Origin of the sequence: Pseudorhodoplanes sp., from assembly GCA_032027085.1 — a bacterium.
Lineage (GTDB): Bacteria > Pseudomonadota > Alphaproteobacteria > Rhizobiales > Xanthobacteraceae > Pseudorhodoplanes.
The window spans coordinates 1,777,992-1,797,254 of sequence record JAVSMS010000001.1 but is presented as its reverse complement, the minus strand read 5'-3'; the positions used below and the strand labels follow the sequence as shown (position 1 = coordinate 1,797,254).

Below are 19,263 nucleotides of genomic sequence, written 5' to 3'. Positions count from 1 at the left end.
ACCGGCCGGGTGGGGCCGTTTCACATGACTGAAGACAAGACCAGCGGCCGCAAACGGACTGCCGTCCTCGTCGTCCACGGCATGGGACTGCAGCGTCCGCTCGACACCGTCCGCGAACTCGTCGACGCGGTCTGGCTCGGTGGCGCCGAAAGCGGCGCCGGGAAGAAGATCTGGGCGCATCCCGAGCGGTCGGGCGCCGACATCGACCTTCCGGTAATCACCACCAGCGCCATTCCAGGCACCGATGGCCGGCGCGCGGATTTCCACGAATTGTACTGGTCGCACCTAATGAGCGAGACGCGCGCGGTTGCCGTGCTGTTCTGGCTGTTCGAGCTTGTGCGCAAGGGGCCGCGCCTCAACCGCGGCATGAACGAGCTGTGGTGGGCCGGCGCCATCTTCATGGTGCTGGTCATCCAGTCGATCTCGCTGCTGCTGCTGCTCGCGGTGGCGCGCTCGACGCATATCGTCGATCAGCCCGCCTCGCTGCTGATCGCGCCGATCCAGATGTTCCTGATCCTCGGCGTGGCGACCTGTATCGGCTTCATGATGCAGGGGTCGATGCGGATTGCAAAATGGGCGGGCGCATTCACGCTTGGTCTTGCCGTCGTCTATGCCGCCGCAACACTGACGCCGCAAACCGAGCAGTTCGTTACCAATCTGCTGCCGGCCGGCGTGGCGCTCATGGCCACCGTTATCCTGATGGGGGCGCGGTGGGGCCTGCCCGCCTTCGCCGTCGCCTATGCGATGGCGTTCAGCTTCGAATTGCTGCGCCAGGTGCTTACCGGCGGCACGGAATGGCTGCCCTGGACGCTGACCTCGGAATGGTGCGCCTTCGCTGCCTGGATCATCATCGCGATCTATCTCTCCATCAACGCGGCGTTCCTGCAGCCCTATCTCGGCGACGCCGCGCGCTATTTCCGCAATGCGCCGTCTAACGTCGCGGTGCGCCGCGAGATCCGCCGCCAGGCGGTGGCGACGCTGGAGGCTTTGCACCAGTCCGGCAAATACGACCGCATCGTCATCGTCGCGCACAGCCTCGGCAGCGTCATCGCCTATGACATGCTGCGCGCCTATTTCGGCCGCGTGTTCCGTCACCTTCCGGCGGATGCCGCGGAGCTGAAACCCCTGATCGGGGAGATCGACGCGGGCGCGCTGAATGAAGAAGCCTTGCGCGAGAAAGGCCGCGCGCTGATCGCGCGCATGGCGAAGGTCGCGAGCGACCGCCAGGCAAATGGCAACCGGGAAACGCAGGCATGGCTCGTCACCGACTTCATCACGCTCGGCAGCCCGCTCACGCACGCGCATTATTTTCTCTGCCGCGGCGACGACGATGCAGCGCTGGAAGCCGATTTCCGGCGCAAGGTGATGGAGCGCGAACTGCCGACTTGCCCGCCGCGCCTGATCGACGGCGACGGCATGCTGACCCATGTGCACAGCCGCTCGAATGAGCGCCGCTTCCATCACGGCGCCATCTTTGCGCTGACGCGCTGGACCAATCTCTATTTTCCGAAATCGCAGTTGTTCTGGGGCGACGCCATTGGCGGGCCGATGGGCGACATATTCGGCGAGGCGGTGTTCGACGTGCCGGTCTGCAAGAACCACCAGAACGAGCCGGATTTCTTTTCACACCGCGATTACTGGGATGTCGCCGGCGACGGCGGCTATCACGGCCCGCATATCGCCGCCCTGCGCGATGCGATCGACCTTGCGGATGCGGGCCTGCCGAACCGGCGGCAGAATCTTACGGTGTTTGCTTCCTGAAGCGGCTCAGACCGCCTCCGCTTCCTTCCGCCGCTCCTCGCGCTTGCGATCGTTCGGATCGAGCAGCTTCTTGCGCAGGCGGATCGACTTCGGCGTCACTTCGACCAGTTCGTCGTCCTGGATATAGGCGAGCGCCTTTTCCAGCGTCATCCGGATCGGCGGCGTCAGCCGCACCGCCTCGTCCTTCGAGGTGGTGCGGATATTGGTAAGCTGCTTGCCCTTCAGGACATTGATCTCAAGGTCGTTGTCGCGCGTGTGCTCGCCGACGATCATGCCGCGATACACCTTCCAGCCCGGCTCGATCATCATCGGGCCGCGGTCTTCCAGCTTCCACATGGCATAGGCAACTGCCTCGCCCTGTTCGTTGGAAATCAGCACGCCGTTGCGGCGGCCCTGCACCTCGCCCTTGTAGGGCGCATAGCCATGGAACAGCCGGTTCATGATCGCGGTGCCGCGGGTATCTGTCAGCAATTCGCCCTGATAACCGATCAGCCCGCGCGTCGGCGCATGGAACACGAGGCGCAGGCGATTGCCGCCGGACGGCTTCATCTCCAGGAGGTCGGCCTTGCGCTCCGACATCTTCTGCACCACGACGCCGGAATGCTCCTCGTCGACGTCGATCACGACTTCCTCGATCGGCTCTTCGAGTTCCCCGGCGTCGTTGCGGCGGAGCACGACCTTCGGACGCGACACCGACAGCTCAAAGCCTTCGCGGCGCATGGTCTCGATCAGGATGCCAAGCTGCAATTCGCCGCGGCCGGCGACTTCCATCGAATCCTTCTCGTCGGATTCGGAGACGCGCAAAGCCACATTGCCTTCCGCTTCGCGCAGCAGGCGGTCGCGGATCATGCGGCTGGTCACCTTGCTGCCTTCGGTGCCGGCGAGCGGGGAATCGTTGACGCGAAAGGTCATCGCCAGCGTCGGCGGATCGATCGGCTGCGCCGCGAGCGGCGTCTCCACCTCAGGCGCGCAGAGCGTGTGCGCGACCGTTGCCTCCGGCAGGCCGGCAATGGCGACGATGTCGCCGGCCTCCACTTCATCGACCGGCTGACGCTCCAGTCCGCGGAAAGCGAGCACCTTCGACACGCGGCCTTCTTCCACCACCTTGCCGTCGCGGTCGAGGACCTTCACCGTCTGGTTCGGCTTCACCGATCCGGAGGTGATGCGGCCGGTGATGATGCGGCCGAGATAGGGGTTGGATTCCATGATCGTTCCGAGCATGCGGAACGGGCCTTGCTCGATCTTCGGCTCCGGCACATGCCGCAGCACCAGATCGAACAACGGCGTCATGCCCTTGTCTTTCGGGCCTTCCTCTTTCTCGGCCATCCAGCCTTCCTTCGCCGAGCCGTAGAGGATCGGGAAGTCCAGCTGCTCGTCGGTGGCGTCGAGCGCGGCGAACAGATCGAACACCTCGTTGACAACCTCATTGGCGCGCGCGTCCGGACGGTCGACCTTGTTGATGGCGACGATGGGTTTGAGGCCCATCTTCAGCGCTTTGCCGACCACGAACTTGGTCTGCGGCAGCGGGCCTTCGGCGGCGTCGACCAGCACGATCGCGCCGTCCACCATGTTGAGGATGCGCTCGACCTCGCCGCCGAAATCGGCATGGCCCGGCGTGTCGACAATGTTGATTCGGGTGTCGTTCCAGACGACGGAAGTTGCCTTGGCGAGGATGGTGATGCCGCGTTCGCGTTCGAGATCGTTGGAATCCATGGCGCGTTCGGCGACGCGCTGGTTCTCGCGGAACGCGCCGGATTGCTGCAGCAGGCGATCGACCAGCGTGGTTTTGCCGTGGTCGACGTGAGCGATGATGGCGACGTTGCGGAGCTTCATTCTTTCAGGGTCCAAAAAGCCGTGGCGGGCCGAAGCCGGGCCGCGATCCGAATGCACTGTGGGCGATGGCGGGGGATATAGGGGAGGCGAGGGCCGCTGGCAATGCGGCCGGTCTTTACCTCCCCCTGAAAGGGGGAGGTCGCCCGCCGTAGCCCGAAGGGCGAAGGCGCGCCGGGTGAGGGTTGGATGGAGTTACGATGACCCCTCGTCGGATCGCCTTCGGCGATCCGACCCTCCCCTTGCAGGGGAGGGTTTCAACTTGTGAGGCCACACCCCTACGCCGCCCGTCCCCAAGGCCCGACTTTCAGGCCGCTGGGCAGGGCGTCCCGCACCATCAGCAATTCGCCCATGGTCTCGGTGGTGATCAGGCCGAGGAACCGCCCGTCGGCTTCCACCACGGCGACCGCGGGCGCCGATTTTTCCTGCAGCAGGCGCACCGCATCGTCCAGCGGACGCCGGCGATCGACCGTCGGCAGCGTAGTGCTCATCGCCTCACTCACCCGTGCGTCCGGGCCAAGTTCCTTCAACGCGCGGATGATATCGCTGCGGCCCAGAAGGCCCACCGGCTTTTGCGCGTGATCGATCACGGGAAACTCGCTCTGGCTGGTCTGCAGCAGGGTCTGCACCGCGTCGTCGATCTGCGCTTCCGGCGTCAGCGTCGCGATCTGCGTCATCGTCGCCGCCGCGACCGGCATGCCGCGCGCGACCGACCGCAGGGCCACCATGTGCGCTTCCGAGGACGCCGCGAGATAAACGAAGATCGCGATGAAGATCAGGATCGGATTGTAGAACAGTCCGATGAAGCCGAGCAGGAAGGCACAACCTTGTCCGATCGAGGCGGCAATCTCGGTCGCGCGCACGAAGCCGAATTTGGCGCTGAGCAGTGCGCGCAGCACGCGGCCGCCGTCCATCGGAAAGGCCGGGATCATGTTGAAGATGGCAAGAAACAAATTCACCATCGCCAGCCGGTCGACCAGCGGCGTCTGCGTATTGTCGACCAGCGCGGCAGAGCCGTTCGTCGCGTCGGCGCCGAGAAAAAGCACGAGCGCAATCGCGATGACCACATTGACCAGGGGGCCGGCCACGGCGATCAGAAATTCCTCCGCCGGCTTTTCCGGAATGCGTTCAAGCCGCGCCACGCCGCCGATGGGCAGCAGCGTTACGTCAGGCGTCATGACGCCGAACGCGCGCGCGGTGAAGATATGGCCGAATTCATGCGCCAGCACGCAGGCGAAGATCAGGATCATGAAAATCAGCCCGCGCCAGGCGGCGTCGGAGCCTCCGGTGGCATAGGAGGCGCCGAAGATCCAGATCAGGAACAGCAGGAAGGTGATGTGGATGCGGACCGCGGTGCCTGCGATCGATCCGATATTCAATGACCAGCCCATATAATCCTCGCTGTCCGTAATGCCTGTTCTGCAATCCCTGACGCTGCCTTCTGGAACAAGCTAATATCAGTCGGGTTCTTTTTCGAGGCCCGCAACCGGGCCAAAAACGTGAGGTGCGCCATGCCGCAGAAACTCGCCGGAGACGCCCGCAAATCCGCTCTCGCCACTCTGCCCGGCTGGACCGAGCTGATGGACCGCGACGCCATTTTCCGAAAATTCGTGTTCAAGGATTTCAACGAGGCTTTCGGCTTCATGACCCGCGTGGCGCTCCTGGCCGAGAAGCTTGACCACCATCCGGAATGGCTGAATGTGTACAAGACGGTGGAAGTGACGCTTTCGACACACGACTCCGGCGGGCTGACCGAAAAGGACATCACGCTCGCGACAGCAATGGATAAATTGGCGGGCTGATATTTCATGGAATTGAATTTGACGGGCAAGGCGGCCGTCGTCACCGGCGGCAGCATCGGGATCGGACGTGCGATCGCCGCCGAACTAGCGGCTGAAGGCGCGGATGTCGTCATCGTGGCGCGCAATGCCGAACGGCTGGAAGCGGCGGCGCGGGAGATTTCAACGCAAAGCGGCCGCCGCGTGGTCGCCTGCGTCGGCGACATGACGCAGATTGCCGATGTGACAAAGGCGATGGATGCGGCGTGCAAGGCGCTCGGCCGAATCGACATTCTTGTCAACAATGCCGGCGCCTCGCCGATGGGGCGCATCGCCGAAACCTCGGATGCGACGTGGGAAAAATCGCTTAATCTGAAACTGCTCGGCTATGTGCGCTGCGCCCGCGACGTCTTGCCCGGCATGCGCGAGCGACGCTGGGGCCGCATCGTCAACATCATCGGCCGCAGCGGACACCAGCCGCGCGCGGCTTACATGGCGGGCGGCGCCGTGAATGCCTCGCTGCTCAATTTCACGCTGGCGCTCGCGGAAGAATGCGCGCCCGACAATGTTCTCGTCACCGGCGTCAATCCAGGGCCGGTGCAGACCGAGCGCTGGGACACGCTGATCGCGCAGGGCGCGGCGATTGCCGGCAAGGACGCGAACGCGGTGAATGCCGCGGCCATTGCATCGGTGCCGCTCGGACGGGTTGGGCGACCGGACGAAATATCCGGGCTGGTGGCGTTCCTGTGTTCGGAGCGCGCGTCCTTCATCACAGGCACCTGTATCAACATCGACGGCGGTGGGACGCGTTGCATCTGATGGCGACTGAAATTTCGAAAATCCGTGTCAGCGACGACTGCGAGCTTGCGGTCCGCCTCGACGACTACACTCTACCGTGGGAAGAAAAGCCTCCAGTGCTGATGCTGCATGGCCTCGCTGAAAGCGGCGAGGCGTTCCGGCGGTGGGTGCCTTATTTCGCCACGCATCATCTCGTCGTGCGGCCGGATTTGCGCGGCTATGGCGATTCGACGCCGATGCAAGGCGACTACACCTACCGCTTCGCGCGGCTCGGCGAAGATATCATCCGGCTGCTCGATGCCTTGAAGCTTGAGCGCGTGCTGCTGATCGGCGGCAAGATCGGCGGCACGCTGGCGATGCATATCGCGGCGACGTATCCGGAGCGCGTTGTCGCGCTGGCGGCGGTCGGCGCGCCGGCTTCGCTCACGTCTTTCGTGGACCGTGCCCCGGCCTGGCGCAAACAGATTCGCGAAGAAGGTATCGAGCGCTGGGTTCGCGAAACCACGACCGGGCGGCTCGGTACGTCATTGCCGCCGGCGGCCATCGAGTGGTGGGTGAAACTTATGTCGAAGACAAAGGCCTCGACGCTGGAAGCGTTCCTGCAGATGGTGCCGACGGTGGATGTCACCGCCGAATTGCCGCGCATCAAATGCCCTGCCGTCGTGATCACCACGACGGGGTCAGGACTCGGCAGCGTCGAGTCCGTGAAGGCATGGCAGGAGACGATTCCGAATTCGAAACTCGAAGTGCTGCCCGGAGATTCCTATCACGTCGCCGCCACCGATCCGGACAAATGCGCCTCGCTGGTGCGCGCGTTCTTTGATCGGATCAAGCCCTGACGCGCGACGCTTGCGTCTGCGCCCTCTGCCTGGGTAGAGGGCGCAGAACAAGGCGCAGTGTTACTGCACTTTCGCCCCTGACGCCTGGATCACCTTCGTCCATTTCGTCATCTCGTCGGCGAGGAATTTGCCGAACGCGGCGCCTGTTACGTCGCCCGGCTCGGCGCCAAGCTCGGTGAAGCGCTTCTGCACATCCGGCATTTTCAGAACGGCGGCGACCTCGCCTTCAAGCTTCTTCAGCACCGCAGGCGGCGTCTTGGCCGGCGCAACAAGTCCGAACCACGCGGCTGCATCAAAACCCGGGACGCCGGATTCCGCCACGGTCGGCACGTCGGGCATCGCCTTGGCGCGCTGCGCGCCTGCAACGGCAATCGCGTTCACGCGCTTGCCCGCGACCTGCGGCAGCACCGCCGGCATGTTGTCGAACATCATCGGGATGTGCCCGGCGACCAGATCGTTCATCGCGGGCGCCGCGCCCTTGTAGGGCACGTGCACGATGTTGATGCCGGTCATACTCTTGAGCAATTCGCCGGCAAGGTGGTTGGTCGAACCGATGCCCGAGGAACCGAAATTCAGCGTGCCGGGCTTCGCCTTCGCCAGCGCGATCAGATCTTTCACGTTCTTCGCTTCGATCGTCGGATGCACCATCAGCACAATCGGCACCGACGCGATCAGCGCCACCGGTGCAAACGCCTTGGCCGGATCGAAGGGCAGGTTCTTGTACAGGGAGGCATTCGAGGTCAGCGGTCCCGGCGCGGCGAGCAGCAGCGTATAGCCATCCGGGTCGGAACTCGCGACAGCTTCGGCACCGATATTGCCGCCGGCGCCGCCACGATTCTCCACGAAGAATTGCTGCCCCATCCGCTCCGAGAGCTTCTGCGCCATGATACGGGCGATGATGTCGTTGGAACCTCCCGCCGGATACGGCACCACGATCTTCACGGGGCGGGACGGGAAATCCTGCGCCGCCGCGGTGCCGGCAAAGGCGACTACAGACACACAGGCGGCCAGAAAGGCGCGGCGGCAGAATGATGACATCGGATGTTTCCTCGGTTTGTTGCGAAAGTCTTGTTGCAGGGGAGGTTCACCGTAGGCCGGCCGCCCGTCAACTGCGTCATAAAGCTTGCGCGGCGGGCTTGCCGGGGCCATCTAGCGGTCTTGGACTGTCGAGTGGAGGTAAGGGCCATGTGGGCAGGACGGGCGAATTTCGGCGAAGATGCCAGGGCCGCGCAGGACGCAGCCGGGGACGAGCGCGTCGTGCGCGCGGGCTTCTGGCGCAAGCTGACGCGCCACGCCGGCAAACTGCCTTTCGCCGAGGATCTGCTCGCCGCCTATTACTGCGCCTTCGACCGGGAGACGCCGCTGCAGGTGCGCGCCGTGCTGCTTGGCGCGCTCGCCTATTTCGTCATCCCGTTCGATGGCATGCCCGACCTTCTGCCGGCGCTCGGTTTCGCCGACGACGCGGCAATGCTTGCCGCCGCGATGAAGCTCGTCATCGATTCCATCCGCCCCGAGCATCGCGAGGCGGCGCGGCAGAGATTGTCCCAGGATTGATTGTCACATCCTGCCGAGGAGATGCGGCAGCGAGGACAAGAGCAGCGCGATGCCGGCCAGAGTGAGCAGGCCGAGCACGATGATCCGAAACGTCGCTTCGCTTATTCCGATATAGAGCCGCGTGCCGAGGAAGGTCGGTATCAGCATCGCCGGCGCGACGATGGCGAAGGCCGGCAGCATGTCGCGGGTGATGACGCCGGTCGCGACATAAGTCAGCATCGTCATCGCCAGGATGCTGAGATTGAAATTCTGGATCACCGCGCGCTGGGCATCCTTCTTCAGTCCGCGCAGGCTGCACCACAGGGTCGGCACCGCGCCGGCGAGCCCGCCGATGCTGCTCATGATGCCGCCGATCAATCCGACAAAACCATCCGCGATGCGTCCGCCGAAAGTGATGCTCGGCAATTGCGGCGCCGCCAGCATGATCGGGCACCACACCACGAGCAGCAGCCCCAGCATTGCCTTGAACAGGTTGGCGTCGAGTAGCGGCAGCAGCCAGAGGCCGATCGGAATGCCGGCAATGCCGCCGAGCAGGAAGGGCAGCAGCAGCTTGAGATCGAAGCCTCTGCGCACCGACAACACCCCGACGATCTGTCCTGTCAGCGCGCCGAACACCGCGAGCACGGCTGCAAGATGCGGCTCCACCGCCCAGGCCCAGATGGCTAGGGCCGTCAGCGAAAAGGCGAAGCCCGACAGGCCCTGCACGAAGCCGGCGACCACCGCGCCCACGGCGATGACCAGATAGAGGGGCTCCACGCCTCAGCTCGCTTTCATGTATTTCCTCCGTTCGTCCCCGCGGAAGCGGGGACCCGGAGTCAAGCAACGCTGGATTCCCGCTTGCGCGGGAATGAACGGAGTTTGTGGCGAAGGTGGCATGTTTTATGGCCGGATGATCGCCTTGCCCATCACCTTGCGCGCGGCGATGTCCTGCAAGGCGCGTGACGTGTCGGCGAGCGGATAGACCGCGTGCACATGCATCGATAGCTTTCCCTCGCTCGCCCAGCGCACAACCTGCTGCATGTTCTTCGCATTCTGCTCTGGAAAGCGTTCGGTAAAATTGCCCCAGGCGACGCCGACAATGTCGCAGCTTTTCAAGAGCGCGAGATTGAGCGGAATTCGTGGTATCTCGCCCGCCGCAAATCCGATCACCAGAAAGCGGCCTTCCCAGCCGAGCGCGCGCAGCGCGTTTTCCGAATAAGCGCCGCCGATCGGATCGTAGATCACGTCGATGCCGCGTGCGCCGCCCAGCCGCTTCAATTCAGCCTTCAAATCCTGCGCCGTATAATTGATGGTCTCGTCGGCGCCGTGCTTGTGCGCGAAGGCGCATTTCTCATCGCTGGAGGCGCAGGCGATCACACGCGCGTCCATCAGCTTGCCGATCTCCACCGCCGCAAGCCCGGTGCCGCCGGCGGCGCCGAGCACCGCCAGCGTCTCGCCGCTTTTCAATCGCCCGCGGTCATGCAGCGCGTAATAGGTCGTGCCATAGATCACGCTCAGTCCGGCGGCATGATCAAAATCGAGCGCGTCGGGAATGTGCACCAGCTTGTTCACGCTCACGGCGACGCGTTCGCGCGCCGCGCCATAGCGCGTGTATCCCATCACGCGCTCGCCTATGGAAAAGCCGCTCACGCCGGCGCCCAGGCTCTCGATCGTGCCGGCAAATTCCGCTGCCGGCGAAAACGGGCGCGGTGGTTTCACCTGATATCTGTCGGCGATGATCAGGGTATCGAAAAAATTCAGGCCGGCGGCGGCAACCCTGACCACGGCTTCGCCGGGCCCGGCCACGGGATCGGGAATATCTGTGAGTTGCAGGTCGTCCGGGCCGCCCGGCTTGGTGCAGAGAATGGCTTTCATTGCAGGCCTTTCCTTCCGCGCGTCTCCTATCACGGATGCGGCCTGCGGCAATCTGTAGTGGAAATCGCCTTCACATTGCCAATTTTGGCTTATTATTCGCGAACCGGGGCCGCTTCGGCGCACGCCGGAACGAAAAGGTGCGGGCATGACATTCTTGCGGAAAATTCCGGTACTGGGTGGGTTTGGTGGGACGATGACCGCCGTCTCGGTGGCGGCGACCATGGCTTATGGCCAGGCCTCGCCCACGTCGGGCGCGACGTTGCTCGGCCAGTATGGCGACTGGGGCGCCTATACGGCTTCGCCCGGCGGCAAGAAGGTGTGCTTCGCGCTCGCCAAGCCCACCTCGTCCGCCACCAATCCGCCGAATCGCCCGCGCGATCCGGCTTGGCTGTTCGTGTCCACGCGCCCGGCCGAGAAGGTGAAGGAAGAGGTGTCGGTCATCATCGGCTATCCGCTGAAGCCGAACGCCGACGCCAGCGTCGAGGTCGGCGGCGCCACCTTTGCCATGTACACGCAGAATGACGGCGCCTGGGTGAAGAACGCGGCGGAAGAGGCGCGGCTGGTCGAGGCTCTGCGCAAGGGCTCCGACGTCACCGTCAAGGGCGAATCCACCCGCGGCACCAAGACGACCGATACCTTCTCGCTGAAGGGCATTTCCCAGGCGCTCGACCGCACCGCGCAGGAATGCCGGTAATTCACATTGGCGTCGTCCCGGCCAAGCGCTGCGAAGCAGCGCGCGAGCCGGGACCCATAATCCCAGTATTTCCGTAATCGCACGTCCGGTGATTATGGGTTCCGGCTCTCGCTTTCGCTCGGCCGGAACGACCCGTGATATTTGGCGCGGCGAACCCCATTTGTGCTAAGAGCCGCGCCAATTCCTGACGACATCAATGACCGCCGAAACCACGACTCTGCTCGAAAAAACCCCGCTGGAGCGATACGTCGCCCCGGACAAGCCCTCGCTTGTCGGCGCCTCGCGCGCCGAGCTTGCCGCGATGCTCGGCGGCATCGGCGTGCCTGAGCGCGCGCAGAAGATGCGCGCGCAGCAGATCTGGCACTGGCTCTATGTACGCGGCGTTCGCGACTTTACCGACATGACGTCGGTGTCGAAAGACCTGCGCGCCGAGCTCGCAAATCATTTCACGCTCGAGCGTCCGGAGATCGTCGCCGAGCAGGTGTCGAACGACGGCACCCGCAAATGGCTGCTGCGTCTGCCGTCCGGCACACAGGGTGAGCGCCCGCACGAAGTCGAATGCGTCTACATTCCGGAGAACGATCGCGGCACGCTCTGCGTTTCCAGCCAGGTCGGCTGCACGCTGAATTGCTCCTTCTGCCACACTGGCACGCAACGCCTCGTGCGCAATCTCACGCCCGGCGAGATCGTCGGCCAGATCATGGTGGCGCGCGACCGGCTCGGCGATTTTCTCGGGCAGGAGCACGCGAAGGGTCCCGGCCTGCCGACCGAGGGCGAGCGTTTCGTCTCCAACATCGTGATGATGGGCATGGGCGAGCCGCTCTACAATTTCGAGGCGGTGCGCGATGCGCTGCTGGTCGCGAGCGACGGCGAAGGCCTGTCGCTGTCGCGCCGGCGTATCACGCTCTCCACCTCCGGCGTTGTGCCGAACATCGCGCGCACCGGCGAGGAGATCGGCTGCATGCTGGCGATCTCGCTGCATGCGGTGCGCGACGATCTGCGCAACGAGCTGGTGCCGCTCAACCGCAAGTATCCGATCGCCGAATTGCTCGACGCCTGCCGCAACTATCCCGGCGTGTCGAATGCGCGCCGCATCACCTTCGAATACGTGATGCTGAAAGGTGTCAACGACTCGCTCGCCGACGCGAAGGAGCTGGTGCGCTTGCTGAAAGGCATTCCGGCCAAGATCAATCTCATTCCCTTCAATCCCTGGCCGGGTACGAAGTATGAGTGCTCGGACTGGGAGCAGATCGAGAAATTTTCCGAAGTAGTTTTCAACGCCGGCTATGCCTCGCCGGTGCGCACCCCGCGCGGGCGCGACATCCTTGCCGCCTGCGGGCAATTGAAGAGCGCTACCGAAAAGCTCTCGGCACGCGAACGCATGACGCTGCGCGCCATGGCGATGACGGACTGATTTACCGGTCGCCCCCGAGCTTCACTCGAGATCGGATTTTGCATTTCACAAGCCGGCTAAAACCGGAAACACCGGCCTTGCCGAAGTTCGAATCTCTGTGATTATGGGTTCCGACTCTCGCTTTGGCTCGGCCGGAACGACTGGTTTGAAAACATGTCCCTTTTCTTCCGCCTCATTGTCATTCTCTTCGCCCTGCTGATCTCCATCCTTGCCGCGGGTCTTGCGCTCGCGATCGGCGTCATGGTGCCCGACTGGGTGACGGTTACCACCGATCCGGTCGAGCATTTCGCCTTCTTCTTCGTCGGCTTCTTCACCACCAGCATGGTCGGGGCTTACGCCTTCCTCCCCGCGCTGGCGCTGATCGCAATTGCCGAAGCCTTCGACATCCGATCGATCTTCTATTACGCGCTCGGCGGCGCCGCGATTGGGCTCATCGCCTGGTTCGGGACCAACATGTCGGTGCAGATCGAGGAGACGACCGACATGCCGCCGGTCGCCTTCGGGCTGCAGTTGGTCGCCGCCTCCGGCATTATCGGCGGCTTTGTCTATTGGCTGATCGCCGGCCGCAGCGCCGGAAAGTGGAAGGCGCCGGTCGGGGATATGTGAGGTTTCGTCATGCGCGGACTTGATCCGCGCATCCATCTTTTCAAAAAACGAATGGATTGCCGGATCAGGTCCGGCAATGACAGCAACTAGCGTAGAAGCGAAGCGTAATCCGGGTGCCGTCCCCCGCATTCCGTTTCACTCCATGCGGGCTACAAATGCCAGCACGTAGGGTGGGTTAGCGCCGAAGGCGCGTAACCCACCGGCCGCACCCAGCTATGGCGGGTTACGGCGCTTGCGCGCCTAACCCACCCTACGAACTGCGCGCCAGCAGCAGCCGCACCGCGAACGCACCCATCAATCCGGCGAACAGCCAGTCGAAGGCGCGCATGATGCGCGGCGAGCGCCGCAGCGCGCCCGTGAAGCGGTTGGCCATCAGGATCATGGGGATGCAGATCGGAAGGCACAGCACGATGAAATACAGTCCCAGGAAGAAGAGCGTGCCACTCGCTTGCGGATCCGACGCCGAGACGAATTGCGGCAGGAAGGTCAGGAAGAACATCACGATCTTCGGATTGAGCAGGTTGATGCCGGCGCCGGTCAGGAAGACGCGCCGCAGTGATTGCGGTTTCGCAGCGCCTTGCGCGAGCGTCAGCGCTGTGCCTTGGCGGATCGCCTGCAGCGCCAGCCAGAGCAGATAGGCGACGCCGACGATTTTCAGAATCGCGAAGGCCTCCGCCGACGCCACCAGCAACGCCGACAGACCGAACGCCGCGAGCATTGAATGCACGCACAGGCCGGTCATGGCGCCGAACAAGGCGGCGAAACCGCGCGCGCGTCCCGCGGTCAGCGTCTGCCCGAGAAAGAAGGTCATGTCCGGCCCCGGCGTGAGGATCAGCAGCACCGAGGCGGCGGTGAAGGCGAGGAGGATGTCGGGCGCGGGCAGGAAGGGCATGCGGGGGAGATAGCAGGGTCGTTTGGGTGGTGGCAAACACAGGCTCCTATCCCGCGACGCCCAGCCCGCCAGCCGGGCCACAATCACCTGCGCGGCCATGCTTCGCTTTTGGGGCCCGTGTTTTGTTTCGCTCGCCCGGGACACGAGGCCAAACAAAACCCTTGACAATATTCCTAGATAGGACTATAAGCATATCACCTCGTCCGCCGAGGGGCGCTCTCATGAGGCGTCATGGAGGCGGGACGAAGGAAGGGCTGCGGCGGAGATGCGCCGCAGGACCTTTCTGGACGGCGCCCGGTAATTCCGGGCCTCGGCCGGTGCGGCGCCCGCGGGCGAGCCTCGCAAGCTCGCACTCGGGCTATGCCGGGGCTCCGCCCGAGGCCACTGATGGGCCTCCGCCAGGAGCTGGCTGCCGTGGGCCCACACTGGATCACCCACGAAAGCGCGGCCCGGCATCGTAGTGAAAACGCCGCGATGGCGCGTCGGACGACGCGGCGGTTCCGGAAACGGGATCGCACACTGAAAAAGGAAGGTTGCGCCGCCCGGCGCGCCATCCCCCTCACTTATTGAAAGTGAGGGAAAGAGCAGGAAGGCGATCCCGGCGCCTCAAACAATACGGGCGATGACGCGCGTCCTTATCCTCCCGTGGAGGGGTGAATGAGTGCGGCGCGAGCTTTTCGATCATGCTACAAGGCCGCCGGCCAAGGACTGGAACTCCAATCGTGACGACCAAGACGACCCCGACGCTCTCCGATCTCGAAGCCCGCGTGCAGGAGCGCGCCGGCGCCAGCGCGGATGTCTCCTACACCCGCAAGCTGCTGGACAAGGGCGTGGCGCATTGCGCCAAGAAACTCGGCGAGGAAGCTGCGGAAACCGTCATCGCCGCCGTTGCGGAGGATCGCAGCAAGTTGATCGCCGAGACAGCCGACCTTCTTTACCATCTTCTGGTGGTGCTGCAGGCGCGCGGCGTGAAGCTCGCCGAAGTCGAGGCGGAACTGGAACAGCGCATGTCGCAATCCGGGCTGCAGGAAAAAGCCTCCCGCAAGCCGGACTGAAAGAAGCCCCGCATGGAAAAGCGTATCGAGCCTGAAGTCTCGCCTTACAAGACTTTCTCGCGTCAGGAATGGGCAAGCTTGCGCGAAGACACGCCGATGACCTTGCGTCCGTCGGAAGTCGCCACCTTGCGCTCCATGCACGATCGTCTCGACATGGCGGAGGTGGAGGAAATCTATCTGCCGTTGTCGCGTCTTCTCTCGATGTATGTCGCCGAATCGCAGCGGCTGTTCCGCGTGCAGCAGAAATTCCTGCGCACCGAGGATGCCAAGGTGCCGTATGTCATCGGCGTTGCCGGCTCGGTCGCTGTCGGCAAGTCGACCACCGCCCGCGTGCTGCAGGCCCTGCTCGCACGCTGGCCCAACACGCCGAAGGTCGATCTCCTCACCACCGACGGTTTTCTCTATCCCAACGCGGTGCTGCAGCAGGAAGACCTGATGGAGAAGAAGGGTTTTCCGGAAAGCTATGATCTGCCGGAGCTGCTCAAGTTTCTGTCCGGCATCAAGGCCGGCAAGACGCCGATGCGCGCACCGATCTATTCACACATCGTCTATGACGTTGTGCCGCATGAATGGATTGAGATCGACCGGCCCGACATCCTCATCGTCGAAGGACTGAACGTGCTGCAGACCGGGCGCCCGCCAAAGGACGGCAAGGCGATTCCCTTCGTGTCGGACTTTTTCGATTTCTCGGTCTATCTCGACGCCGACGAGGAAGTGCTGAAACGCTGGTATGTCGACCGTTTTCTGGCGCTGCGGATGACCGCGTTCCGCGATCCGCTGTCCTATTTCCATCGCTATTCGACCTTGTCGGACACTGAAGCGGTGGAGACCGCAACCGGCATCTGGGAGCGTATCAACCTGATCAATCTGCGCGAGAATATCCTGCCGACGCGTCAGCGTGCCGATTTGATCCTGAAGAAAGCCGAAAGCCACGCCGTCGAGGAAGTGGCGCTGCGGAAACTCTGATTCGTCATCCTGAGATCGACGTCACACGCGGAGCGAGCGCCGATGCTTGGCCGTCAGGCGGCGATCGGAGGCACGGTTCTATAGCGCGCCAAGGCCGTTTCCAGGCGTTCGCGGTCCAGTGGCTTGGTGAGGAAGCCGTCCATTCCGGCGGCTAGGCAGGCGTCGCGATGCTCAGGCAAGGCATTGGCGGTGAGCGCGACAATCGGCGTGCGAGGCCAGCCGTGCGCGGCCTCGGCGGCGCGGATGCGGCGCGCCGCCTCCAGTCCGTCGATGCCGGCCATGCGCACGTCCATCAGAATCAGGTCGAAAGGCGTTCCGGCGGCGCGTGCCGACAGGAAGCCCTGCACGGTCTCGGCGCCGTCGGTCGTGAGCGTCGGGCTGTGCTGCAGCTTCGACAGCAGCGCGCGGGTGAGCAGGGCGTTGATCTCATTGTCTTCGGCGACAAGCACCGAGAGTCCGCGCTGCACGGGCTTGGCTTCCGCGGATGGTGCCGGGACGTCGGCAACGCGCGCAAAGTCATCGCCGTGAGATTGCAAGCGGGCCGCCAGTGAAACGGCGCGCACGGGTTTCACGAGATAGCCGGTAAAGCCGGCCTGTCTCATCGCATCCAGTTCGCCGCGTTCCGCCGGAGTCATCAGGATCAGGCGGCGCTCGATAGAGCGCGACATTTGCAGCAGCCGGTCGAGTGCGTCGCGGCCCAAGGCGTGGTCCGCCAGCAATGTCTGCCAATTGCGCTCGGGCACCAGTGCTGCGGCCGCGGCCTCGTTCGGCACCACCGCCGCGGTTGCGCCCCAGCGCGTCAGCCGGCGGGCGATCAGCGCCGCTTCGATCATCGCCGGCGCGACGATCAGCACGGCATGGCCGGTCAGGTCGGGCGCGGCAAAAGCCGGCGGGGTGTCGTCTGCCGCAGCAAGATTGACCGTGAATTCGAACAATGCGCCGGCGCCCGGCAGGCTCTCGACCGAAATCCTGCCGCCCATGCGCTCGACGATCTGCTGGGAGATGGCAAGCCCAAGACCGGTGCCGCTCGCATTATTCGCGGCGCCATCGCCTTGCTCGAACTCCCTGAAGATGCGCGACTGTTCTTCCGGCGCGATTCCAATGCCGGTGTCTCGCACCTTGAAATTGATGTCGCCGGGCCAGATGCCGGGTTCGACGACGATGGCGACTCCGCCGGTATCGGTGAACTTGATGGCATTGCCGGCAAGATTGATCAGCACCTGCCGCAGACGCGTGCTGTCGCCGGCGATCCGTTCGGGCAGCCGCTCATCGACATAAGCGGCGATCTCGATGCCTTTCGCCTGCGCGCGTGGCGCCAGCAATTCCACCATGTCCTCGATCATGGCGCCGAGCGCGAAGGGCCGCGCCTCGATGTCAAGCCGGCCGGACTCGATCTTGGAAAAATCGAGAATCTCCTCGATCAGCGACAGCAGTGTGTCGCCGGAGGTTTTCACCGCCTTGGCATAGGTTTTCTGTTCCGGCGTCAGCGGCGTATCGAGAAGAAGGTCGGCCATGCCGAGAATGCCGTTCAATGGCGTGCGCACCTCGTGGCTCACCATGGCCAGGAATCGCGATTTGGCGCGATTGGCGGCTTCCGCTTCGTCGCGCGCATCCGCCAACGCCTGTTCGGCATTGACGCGATCGGTCACGTCGCGGCCGACACTCTGGATCTCGCTGTGGTTTTCGTCGGTGCGGACCGCAACATCGCGCCAGGCGATCCAGCGCGGCCCGTCCCGGCTTGCAATTTTCTGGTCGTGCACGCGGCTGCCGTCGGGCAGCAAGGCGCTGTCACCCTGTTCAAGAATGTCCGGAACGGCGCCGGTCCCGACAAGACTTTCAGCGCGCTGACCCATCAGCGTACAATAGGCATCATTGGCATAGGTGATCCTGCTGTCGCGGGTGCGGCGCACGATGAGATCGCCTGGCGCTTCGAGAAAGCTGCGCGCGCGCTCCTCGGCTTCGCGCAACTCCCAGTTCCGGTCAGATAATGCGTCGGCACGCTGTTCCAGCGCATCGACGGCTGCCGTCAATGTCTGTACCCGATGGATCAGAAACGCGATGAACAGGCCGGCCGCAGCGAGCAATGCGGATATGCCGATCGCATAGAGATGCGTTGCAGAACCGGCTTGCTTGGCAAGCGTATAGAGAAGCAGTACGGATGCCAGGCAGGCGCCGCCGGCAAGGAGAAGCAACGGTCGTGGCCGTCGCCGCATATGCGCATGCCATTGCCCTCGCGATGCGGGAGCATGAAGGGGTATCATCGCCGTCTCGCCCTGTTGCGCGGCCGGTCATCGCGGAGGCGTGCCAGCCGTCGTTTTTCAGGTAAGCAGTGTGGCGGAAGGGTGCTTGCAACTTTCTTCAATCTCGACGCGACGGACGTGCCGTTGAGAAAAGCGGTTAACAAGCGGTAAACTTGCGCGATGCCGCAATGGCCGGCGCGTCTGTGGGAACCTTCGGGCGCAAGCCGCATCTACAGGGGGTTCAGTCAGCCGGTGAGGAGCAAAGCCGAATGGAGAATGTATCGGTCCAGCCCGTGCGGTTTGCCGATCTGCGACGGCTCGGCGATCCCGAATTGACGCGGCGCGCGCGCGATCGCGACGAAGCGGCCATTCGGGCTTTGATGCAGCGCTACAACCGGCGGCTGTTCCGGATCGCGCGCGGCGTCCTGCGCAACGATGCGGAAGCCGAGGATGTCGTGCAGGAAGCCTATGTGCGCGCCTTCACCAGGCTCGCGGAATTCCGCGGCGATTCCAGCTTCGGCACCTGGATTTCGCGGATCGCCTATAACGAGGCGCTGGGACGGTTGCGGCGGCAGCGATCAATGACGGACCTGAGCGTGCTCGACCATTCAAAACAGGCCGACATCATTCCGTTCCCCTCCATGACGACTGCAACCGACCCGGAACGCACCATGGCGCAGCGCGAGATCCAGAAGCTGCTCGAAAGCGCAATTGACGATCTGCCGGAGGATTTTCGTTCGGTGCTGATCTCTCGCGCGGTTGAGGGCTTGAGCATCGAGGAAACCGCCATCGTGCTCGGCATCAAGCCGCAAACGGTGAAAACGCGCCTTCATCGCGCGCGAAAATTGCTGCACGACGCGCTTGATCGGCATCTTGCGCCCGGTCTCACCGACGTGTTTCCATTTGGCGGAACGCGTTGCGAACGCATCACCGAGCGCGTGCTGCAGCGATTGCGCGCCTCCTGACAGCAGAGCCGGGAACC

18 protein-coding genes are annotated in these 19,263 nt (G+C 63.8%); 11 read left to right on the top strand and 7 right to left on the bottom strand.

From position 1 onward, the window contains the following. Positions 1-24 precede the first annotated feature (24 nt). Complete coding sequence (locus tag RO009_08750; GenBank protein MDT3685118.1) at positions 25-1,761, top strand: hypothetical protein; 1,737 nt, start codon at positions 25-27, stop codon at positions 1,759-1,761. Between the two features lie 6 nt (positions 1,762-1,767). On the opposite strand, the gene typA is transcribed toward RO009_08750, so the two are convergent. Both typA and RO009_08740 read right to left on the bottom strand, forming a co-directional pair. Then, positions 1,768-3,594: a translational GTPase TypA gene (gene typA / locus RO009_08745; protein ID MDT3685117.1), complete on the bottom strand. Its 1,827-nt coding sequence runs from the start codon at positions 3,592-3,594 to the stop codon at positions 1,768-1,770. A 275-nt stretch (positions 3,595-3,869) separates the two neighbouring features. Then, positions 3,870-4,982, bottom strand: a complete 1,113-nt coding sequence (locus RO009_08740; GenBank protein ID MDT3685116.1) for a site-2 protease family protein — start codon at positions 4,980-4,982, stop codon at positions 3,870-3,872. Between the two features lie 108 nt (positions 4,983-5,090). Here RO009_08740 and RO009_08735 point away from each other — a divergent pair, with 108 nt between their 5' ends. Genes RO009_08735 through RO009_08725 form a run of 3 tightly spaced genes read left to right on the top strand, consistent with a single transcriptional unit; the run spans position 5,091 to position 7,006 of the window. Beyond that, positions 5,091-5,393: a 4a-hydroxytetrahydrobiopterin dehydratase gene (locus tag RO009_08735; GenBank protein MDT3685115.1), complete on the top strand. Its 303-nt coding sequence runs from the start codon at positions 5,091-5,093 to the stop codon at positions 5,391-5,393. 6 nt (positions 5,394-5,399) lie between these two features. Beyond that, positions 5,400-6,188 (top strand): SDR family oxidoreductase, encoded by a 789-nt coding sequence (locus tag RO009_08730; protein ID MDT3685114.1) that lies wholly within the window; start codon positions 5,400-5,402, stop codon positions 6,186-6,188. Next, entirely contained in the window at positions 6,188-7,006 is an 819-nt protein-coding gene (locus RO009_08725; protein ID MDT3685113.1) for an alpha/beta hydrolase, read from the top strand. Before RO009_08730 ends, RO009_08725 begins: the two co-directional genes overlap by 1 nt. A gap of 60 nt (positions 7,007-7,066) precedes the next feature. Here the strand turns inward: RO009_08725 and RO009_08720 are convergent, their stop codons facing one another. Then, positions 7,067-8,044: a tripartite tricarboxylate transporter substrate binding protein gene (locus RO009_08720; GenBank protein MDT3685112.1), complete on the bottom strand. Its 978-nt coding sequence runs from the start codon at positions 8,042-8,044 to the stop codon at positions 7,067-7,069. Positions 8,045-8,191: 147 nt separating this feature from the next. Here RO009_08720 and RO009_08715 point away from each other — a divergent pair, with 147 nt between their 5' ends. Next, complete coding sequence (locus RO009_08715; protein MDT3685111.1) at positions 8,192-8,560, top strand: YkvA family protein; 369 nt, start codon at positions 8,192-8,194, stop codon at positions 8,558-8,560. Positions 8,561-8,563: 3 nt separating this feature from the next. Here RO009_08715 and RO009_08710 read toward each other — a convergent pair whose 3' ends face one another. After that, on the bottom strand, positions 8,564-9,316 hold the full coding sequence (locus RO009_08710) for a sulfite exporter TauE/SafE family protein (protein ID MDT3685110.1): 753 nt from the start codon (positions 9,314-9,316) through the stop codon (positions 8,564-8,566). A gap of 123 nt (positions 9,317-9,439) precedes the next feature. Continuing rightward, positions 9,440-10,414, bottom strand: coding sequence for an NADPH:quinone oxidoreductase family protein (locus RO009_08705; GenBank protein MDT3685109.1), 975 nt, complete (start codon positions 10,412-10,414; stop codon positions 9,440-9,442). Between the two features lie 220 nt (positions 10,415-10,634). Here RO009_08705 and RO009_08700 point away from each other — a divergent pair, with 220 nt between their 5' ends. From RO009_08700 to RO009_08690, 3 genes are all read left to right on the top strand, one after another. After that, positions 10,635-11,108 (top strand): invasion associated locus B family protein, encoded by a 474-nt coding sequence (locus RO009_08700; GenBank protein MDT3685108.1) that lies wholly within the window; start codon positions 10,635-10,637, stop codon positions 11,106-11,108. A 196-nt stretch (positions 11,109-11,304) separates the two neighbouring features. Beyond that, a complete protein-coding gene (gene rlmN, locus RO009_08695) occupies positions 11,305-12,522 on the top strand; it encodes a 23S rRNA (adenine(2503)-C(2))-methyltransferase RlmN (protein ID MDT3685107.1) in 1,218 nt (405 codons plus the stop codon). Positions 12,523-12,675: 153 nt separating this feature from the next. Continuing rightward, positions 12,676-13,128, top strand: coding sequence for a hypothetical protein (locus RO009_08690; protein ID MDT3685106.1), 453 nt, complete (start codon positions 12,676-12,678; stop codon positions 13,126-13,128). Between the two features lie 250 nt (positions 13,129-13,378). Here RO009_08690 and RO009_08685 read toward each other — a convergent pair whose 3' ends face one another. Beyond that, positions 13,379-14,020: a LysE family translocator gene (locus RO009_08685; protein ID MDT3685105.1), complete on the bottom strand. Its 642-nt coding sequence runs from the start codon at positions 14,018-14,020 to the stop codon at positions 13,379-13,381. Between the two features lie 722 nt (positions 14,021-14,742). Between RO009_08685 and RO009_08680 the strand changes: the two genes are divergently transcribed. Both RO009_08680 and coaA read left to right on the top strand, forming a co-directional pair. Next, positions 14,743-15,075 carry a phosphoribosyl-ATP diphosphatase gene (locus RO009_08680; GenBank protein MDT3685104.1) on the top strand — a complete coding sequence of 111 codons (333 nt, stop codon included), beginning with the start codon at positions 14,743-14,745 and terminating at the stop codon, positions 15,073-15,075. Positions 15,076-15,087: 12 nt separating this feature from the next. Then, positions 15,088-16,041: a type I pantothenate kinase gene (gene coaA / locus RO009_08675; GenBank protein ID MDT3685103.1), complete on the top strand. Its 954-nt coding sequence runs from the start codon at positions 15,088-15,090 to the stop codon at positions 16,039-16,041. Between the two features lie 53 nt (positions 16,042-16,094). Here coaA and RO009_08670 read toward each other — a convergent pair whose 3' ends face one another. Continuing rightward, positions 16,095-18,233, bottom strand: a complete 2,139-nt coding sequence (locus RO009_08670; GenBank protein MDT3685102.1) for an ATP-binding protein — start codon at positions 18,231-18,233, stop codon at positions 16,095-16,097. Between the two features lie 317 nt (positions 18,234-18,550). Here RO009_08670 and RO009_08665 point away from each other — a divergent pair, with 317 nt between their 5' ends. After that, positions 18,551-19,246 (top strand): RNA polymerase sigma factor, encoded by a 696-nt coding sequence (locus RO009_08665; GenBank protein MDT3685101.1) that lies wholly within the window; start codon positions 18,551-18,553, stop codon positions 19,244-19,246. The last annotated feature ends 17 nt before the right edge of the window (positions 19,247-19,263 follow it).